The 6,279-nt window shown below is 70.9% G+C and carries 6 protein-coding genes; 1 reads left to right on the top strand and 5 read right to left on the bottom strand.

Translation table 11 applies throughout. From position 1 onward, the window contains the following. The 5 genes from ACFVYK_RS05335 to ACFVYK_RS05315 form a co-directional block, all read right to left on the bottom strand. Window positions 1-656 (bottom strand): FMN-binding protein (locus ACFVYK_RS05335; RefSeq protein ID WP_389768746.1); only part of this gene is annotated, 656 nt, incomplete at its 3' end. Between the two features lie 56 nt (window positions 657-712). Then, window positions 713-2,095 carry a ferric reductase-like transmembrane domain-containing protein gene (locus ACFVYK_RS05330; protein WP_389768743.1) on the bottom strand — a complete coding sequence of 461 codons (1,383 nt, stop codon included), beginning with the start codon at window positions 2,093-2,095 and terminating at the stop codon, window positions 713-715. Between the two features lie 169 nt (window positions 2,096-2,264). Continuing rightward, complete coding sequence (locus tag ACFVYK_RS05325) at window positions 2,265-2,972, bottom strand: L,D-transpeptidase (RefSeq protein ID WP_389768740.1); 708 nt, start codon at window positions 2,970-2,972, stop codon at window positions 2,265-2,267. A 60-nt stretch (window positions 2,973-3,032) separates the two neighbouring features. After that, a complete protein-coding gene (locus ACFVYK_RS05320; protein ID WP_389768737.1) occupies window positions 3,033-3,614 on the bottom strand; it encodes a pyridoxamine 5'-phosphate oxidase family protein in 582 nt (193 codons plus the stop codon). A gap of 107 nt (window positions 3,615-3,721) precedes the next feature. Further along, window positions 3,722-4,594 (bottom strand): hypothetical protein, encoded by an 873-nt coding sequence (locus tag ACFVYK_RS05315; RefSeq protein WP_389768734.1) that lies wholly within the window; start codon window positions 4,592-4,594, stop codon window positions 3,722-3,724. A 216-nt stretch (window positions 4,595-4,810) separates the two neighbouring features. Here ACFVYK_RS05315 and argH point away from each other — a divergent pair, with 216 nt between their 5' ends. After that, window positions 4,811-6,244 carry an argininosuccinate lyase gene (gene argH, locus ACFVYK_RS05310; protein WP_389768731.1) on the top strand — a complete coding sequence of 478 codons (1,434 nt, stop codon included), beginning with the start codon at window positions 4,811-4,813 and terminating at the stop codon, window positions 6,242-6,244. Window positions 6,245-6,279: the final 35 nt, after the last annotated feature.

Raw genomic sequence — 6,279 nt, 5'->3', positions numbered from 1 at the left:
TTGAGCTTGGGGACGGACAGCTGGGTCTTCTGGTCGCTGGTGCCGCCCTTGGGCGCCTGGACGGCCTCGGCCTTGGTGATCTTCCCGCCGGCCACGGTGATCCGGACCTGCACGGTTCCGTACTGCGTCTGGACCGCCGTCCCCGTGAAGGCGCCCGCGGCCTGCGCGCTGCCGGACCCCTGGGAGGCTCCGGACCCGGCCCCGGCGCTCGCGTTCGCCTTGTCGATCGCCGACTGCAGCGACTTCTTGTAGCCCTCGCTGGTGTACGTGGCGCCCGAGACCGTGTCGATGTCCGGGCTCTGCTTGGCGACGACGGCCGCGTTGAGCTTGGGCACCGCCAGAGCGGTCTTCTGGTCGCTGGTGCCGCCCTTGGGGGCCTGGACGGCCTCGGCCTTGGTGATCTTGTTCGCTACGACGGTGATCCGCACCTGCACGGCCCCGTACTGCGTCTGGACGGCGTCACCGGTCATCGTGCCGGTCACCGGCGCACCGGCTCCGCCCTGTGCCGCTTCCTGCGCCGCAGCGCCCGTGCCCGAACCCGCCGCCTGCGCGGAGCCGGGGTCGGACGACGGCTTCAGCGACAGCAGCAGCACGATCCCGGACACGGTGGCGGCAGTGGCCAGCACGACCCGCCGAAGAGGGTGGCTCTTCCTCATCGCTTTCTGAGCTCCTGGTTTCCGTTGGTGGCGAGGTTCCCGTGCGTACGGGTCGCTCACATCTCGAACGACTCGTGGTGGATGCGGCGGGCGGGAACCCCGGCGCCGCGCAGTGCCTCGTACACACCCTGGGCGAAGCCGTTCGGCCCGCACATGAAGACGTCATGGCTGTCGATGTCGGGGATCTTCCGCTGAAGGGACTCCGCCGAGATGTCGGGACGCTCGCCGTCCGGGCTGTTGACGGCGTACATCAGCCGCGCCCCACGCTCGTCGGCGATCTTCGCCAGCTCGTCCCACAGGGCCAGGTCCTGGGTGCTGTTGGCCCGGTAGAGCAGCGTGATGTCACCGGCCCCGCCGGGCAGCGTCTCGAACAGCGCCCGCATCGGAGTGATGCCGACCCCGCCGGCCACCAGGAGCACCTTGCCGCGGCTGCGCCGGGAGGCCGTCATCGCGCCGTACGGTCCCTCGGCCCACACCTTCGTGCCGGGCCGCAGCTCGCGCAGCGCGGCGCTGTGGTCGCCGATGGCCTTGACCGTGATCCGCAGCAGCTCCGGGCGGGGGGCCGCCGACAGCGAGTACGGGTGGGAGCTGAAGCGCATCCCCGGGGCCATGAACCGCCAGCGGAAGAACTGTCCGGCCTCCGCGCCCATCCGGTGCAGCTTGCGCCCGCCGATGAGCACGGACACGATGCCCGGCGTCTCCTCGATGACCGCCTCGACGTACATGCGGTGCCGCAGGTTCAGCCGCAGCGGGGTGACGATGCGGTACCAGACGACCAGCGCGGTGACCGACCCGTACAGCGCGTACCAGACGGTTTTCGCGGTCGGCTCGACGGCGAAGTCGTTGCCGGTGGTGATCTGGTGCCAGAACGTCAGGAACACGGCCGCGTACGTCATCAGGTGGATGTGGTACCAGGTGTCGTACGGCATCCGCTTGCGCACCGGCGCGATCGACACCAGCCCGATCAGCAGGAACAGACCGGTGCCGATGGCCGCCTTGCCCATGTCCGGCAGCTGCTCGACCGAGTCGATCGTCTGCTGGACGATGTCCCCCAGCGACTTGCCGGCCTGCAGCGCGTACCCCCACATGATGAGGAAGACGTGCGCGAAGACCAGGCAGAGCGTGTACCGGCCGCTCATCGCGTGCCAGCGGGCGACCCGGTCCGAGCCCACCCGCCGCTCCAGCGCGGGCACTCGCGCCATCTGCAGCACGACGAGCGCCATCAGGTAGCCGGCGAGCAGACCGGTGATCCGTCCCGCGTTGAGGATCTTGCTGTTGTCGTCCGCGATGTTCGGCGTGTTGCTCCACCACAGCCACAGCACGCCCGCCGCGCCCGCCCACACGGCGAGCAGCAGCGGAACGGCCGGGGAGCGGCGCGGACGGATGCGGCGCATCGTCTGGCGGCGGGCGGCACGGCCGCCGGCGATCGTCGTGGTCACTGTTCCTCCGTGGGTACGGACCCTTGGCCCTTGGATACGGGCCGCGAGCGCGGAGTGTTCAGCGTCGCGCCGAGACGGTGGAGAGCGTCCGCTGAACGGTGCGACCGCCGGTAACCCGTGCTCGCGCCTGCCTGTGGAGGGTGTGCAGCGCTCCCGGGGGCGGGGGCGCTCAGTAGCGGGTGATCGCCGTCGGCCCGGCGGACGTGCCGATCGCGATGTGGGGGCGCCCGCCCGGCCGGGCCCACGCGAGGATCCGGCGCAGCGCGTCCGCCGGCGCCGACACGCAACCGGCCGTCGCCCCGCGGCCGTCGACGTGCAGGAAGATCCCGGCTCCACGGCCGCGCACGGGCCTGGCGTAGTTGAACCCGATCACCAGCGCGTGCGCGTACTGCGTCCGGTACGTCACCAGATGCTCGGACTCCGCGGCACGGCAGTCGGCCGGGCGGGGTTCGGTCCAGCGGTTGTAGGCGGCGGAGGCGAGGTCCTGGCACCACCAGGAGCTCTGTCGCACGGGACGGTACGGATACCTCGTGCCGCTCGGCGCCGGGAGCAGGCCGAAGGCGAACGGGAGACCGTACAGGCCCGTCGGCGTGGTGTTCGTGCCCTGCCGGCGCGCGGCCCCCTCGACCAGGCCGTTCGCGCCGAACCGGGCCGGGGCGGAGCCGGCGCGGACCCACCGGCCGCCGTGCAGGTCCCACCACGCGATCGTGCCCGAGACCGCACCGGGCTTCGCCGCCGCGGCGGTGATCAGCTGGGTGCCGCCGCCCGTGTCCGCCATCCGCGCCGGCAGGGGCGCCGGCCCGCCGCCGGGCGGTGCGGCGCCGAGCAGCAGCAGGGCCGGGCAGACGAGGAGAGCGGCGAGGACACGGGAGCGCATGATGCGGACGCTAGGCGAGAGCGGGGGCTCGGGCAGGCCGGGGTGGGCCGACCGTGCGCGTCACATCGGGCCGAGCGGCAACGGCAGCCCGGGCAGCCCGTCCATGCTGGTGGCGATGTGCTCCTTCTTCGCGAAGTACGCGCTGAGGGAGTCGTCGTCCTCCCGTGCGAACCGCTTGCCGTGCAGCTCGCGGTCCTCGTCGTACGTCATGAAGGGCACCGCGTACCCGCAGCTGTCCCGGACGAGTTCGGCGTGCACGACGATGATCGCGCGCAGCCCGTGCAGGGCCGGATCGATGTCGGGGAAGCGGGCGAGGAGGTCCCGGAAGCGGGGGTCGTCCCGGAAGACCGGCTCGCCCCGGCCGTGCACCCGCACGATGGTGGGCGGCCCCTGGAAGGCGCACCACATCAGCGTGATCCGGCCGTTCTCGCGCAGGTGCGCGACGGTCTCCGCGGTGGACCCGGCGAAGTCGAGGTAGGCGACGGTGTGCTCGTCGAGCACCGCGAACGAACCCTTGAGTCCTTTGGGGGAGAGGTTCACCGTGCCGTCGCCCGCCAGGGGCGCGGTCGCGGTGAAGAAGAGGGGCTGCTCCTCGATGAAGGTCCGGAGCCTGCCGTCTATGCGCTCATAGGTCTTTCCCATGTCTAACGATTATCCGGGAAAGCTTTTCGCTTGTCTAAGGAGATAAGCGGACAGCCGGTGGCCGCCCCGGTCGGCGGGTCCTCGGGGCGGCCACCACGCCTGTCACGTCACTTGTTCAGCGTGCAGGTGGCGAGGACGTTCAGCCCCTGCGGCTTGGTCCCCTGACGGCCGATCGAGATGGCGATGCGGTCGATGGTGGACTCGCGCTTGCCCTGCAGCGGGCCGAGGATCGCGTTCTGCACGAAGTTGGGGCCGCCCTGGCCGACCGTGCTCTTCAGGCGGGTGTTGGCCTCGTTGATCTGGGTCTGGAGCAGGGCGAGGTTGCGGTCGACCTCGGCCTGGGCGGAGGCGGGGACCGCCGGGAGCTGCGAGGCCACGTCCGGGCAGCTGATCGTCCCGACCGCGCCGGCGTTGCCCGCGTTGTTGTTGCCGTTGTTCGCGTTGTTCCCGGCGTTGCCGTTGTTCCCGGCGTTCGCGTTGTTGCCGTTGTTCCCCGTCGCGGGGGCGGTCGCGCCGCCGCCGGTGGCCGCGCCGCCCGCGTTGAGGGCGCACGGCGCCAGCGCGTCCAGGCCCGTCGGCTTGGCCGCCGTACGGCCGATGGCCGTGGCGATGCGGTTGACCGTCGAGACGCGCTTGTCCTTCAGCGGGCCGAGGATCGCGTTCTGCACGAAGTTGGGGCCGCCCTGGCCCACGGTGTTCTGCAGCCGCGTGTTGGCCTCCTGGATCTGCGTCTGCAGCAGGGCCAGGTTGCGGTCGACCTCGGCCTTGGCGGAGGCCGGGATCGCCGGCAGCTTCGAGGTCACGTCCGGGCACACGATCGTGCCGGGGCCGGCGGCGAGCGTCTGGGCGTTGGTCGCCCCGCTCTTGGACTCCCCGGCCAGGGCGGTGTTCACCACGACCGCACCGGTCAGAGCCACGGCGACGGCGCCGCCGATGATCGCCACGCGACGCTTGTTGTACTTCGGAAGAGCCCTGGACATGGGAATGCCTCACTTGGGTCAGGAGTGGGTGTACCAACGCGGCGCCAGCGTTCAGCGGTGAGTACGGGTAAGCGGTTGCCGTTGTTCAAGGTGTCTTCAAAAAAGCTTCGAGAAGCCGTCCGGCCCCTCGATCCGGTGAGGCCGAATTGACGAATCATGCATAGCTCTGCATACTCATGCATACACGTCGAGGTGCAGCGGTGAGGAGCAACGCAAGTGAGCAGCAACAGCGGTGACGTAAGGCTCTGGGGCGGCCGTTTCGCCGACGGTCCCGCCGAGGCCCTGGCCAAGCTGTCCGCGTCCGTCCACTTCGACTGGCGTCTCGCGCCCTACGACATCGCCGGATCCCGCGCCCACGCGCGCGTGCTGCACAAGGCGGGCCTGCTCACCGAGGACGAGCTGACCCGGATGCTCGAAGGACTCGACCGGCTCGAGGCGGACGTCGCCGACGGCTCCTTCGTGGGCACCGTCGCCGACGAGGACGTCCACACCGCCCTGGAGCGCGGACTGCTGGAGCGCCTCGGTCCCGACCTGGGCGGCAAGCTGCGCGCGGGCCGTTCCCGCAACGACCAGGTCGCCACCCTGTTCCGGATGTACCTGCGCGATCACGCCCGGATCATCGGCGGCCTGATCGCCGAGCTCCAAGAGGCCTTCATCGCTCTGGCGGAAGCCCACCCGGACGTGGCGATGCCCGGCCGCACGCACCTCCAGCACGCCCAGCCGGTCCTCTTCGCCCACCATGTCCTCGCGCACGTGCAAGCGCTGTCCCGGGACGCGGAGCGGCTGCGCCAGTGGGACGAGCGCACGGCCGTTTCGCCGTACGGCTCCGGCGCGCTGGCCGGCTCCTCCCTCGGCCTGGACCCGGAGGCGGTGGCCGAGGACCTCGGCTTCGAGCACGGCAGCGTCGGCAACTCCATCGACGGCACGGCCTCCCGCGACTTCGTCGCCGAGTTCGCCTTCATCACCGCGATGATCGGCGTGAACCTCTCCCGGATCGCCGAGGAGATCATCATCTGGAACACGAAGGAGTTCTCCTTCGTCACCCTGCACGATGCGTTCTCCACGGGTTCGTCGATCATGCCGCAGAAGAAGAACCCGGACATCGCGGAGCTGGCGCGCGGCAAGTCGGGCCGCCTGATCGGCAACCTCACCGGCCTCATGGCCACCCTCAAGGCCCTGCCCCTGGCCTACAACCGCGACCTCCAGGAGGACAAGGAGCCGGTCTTCGACTGCTGCGACCAGCTGGAGGTCCTGCTCCCCGCCTTCACCGGCATGATCGCCACCCTCACCGTGCACCGCGAGCGCATGGAGGAACTGGCCCCGGCCGGCTTCTCCCTGGCCACCGACATCGCCGAGTGGCTGGTCAAGCAGGGCGAGCCGTTCCGTGTCGCGCACGAGGTGGCCGGCGAGTGCGTCAAGGTCGCCGAGGCCGACGGCAAGGAGCTGGACGAGCTGACGGACGAGCAGTTCGCGAAGATCTCCGCCCGCCTCACCCCCGAGGTGCGCTCGGTCCTCAACGTCCCCGGCGCCCTCGCCTCCCGTGACGGCCGCGGCGGCACCGCGCCCGCAGCGGTCGCCGTCCAGCTCGCCGAGGTGAAGCAGAACGTGGCGGCCCAGCACGGGTGGGCGACGGCCAAGGACAGGCGGTAGGCGGCAGTCGCGCTGAAGAAGCAGTCCCTGCTGCG

It is taken from the genome of Streptomyces sp. NPDC058291 (genome assembly GCF_042880855.1).
Taxonomy (GTDB): domain Bacteria; phylum Actinomycetota; class Actinomycetes; order Streptomycetales; family Streptomycetaceae; genus Streptomyces.
This window is presented reverse-complemented; position numbering and strand designations above follow the sequence as displayed.

Coding starts and splice junctions, on each gene's coding strand:
- ACFVYK_RS05320 (WP_389768737.1), bottom strand. CDS start 3,614: ATGGGAAAGACCTATGAGCGCATAGACGGCAGGCTCCGGACCTTCATC.
- ACFVYK_RS05325 (WP_389768740.1), bottom strand. CDS start 2,972: ATGCGCTCCCGTGTCCTCGCCGCTCTCCTCGTCTGCCCGGCCCTGCTG.
- ACFVYK_RS05315 (WP_389768734.1), bottom strand. CDS start 4,594: ATGTCCAGGGCTCTTCCGAAGTACAACAAGCGTCGCGTGGCGATCATC.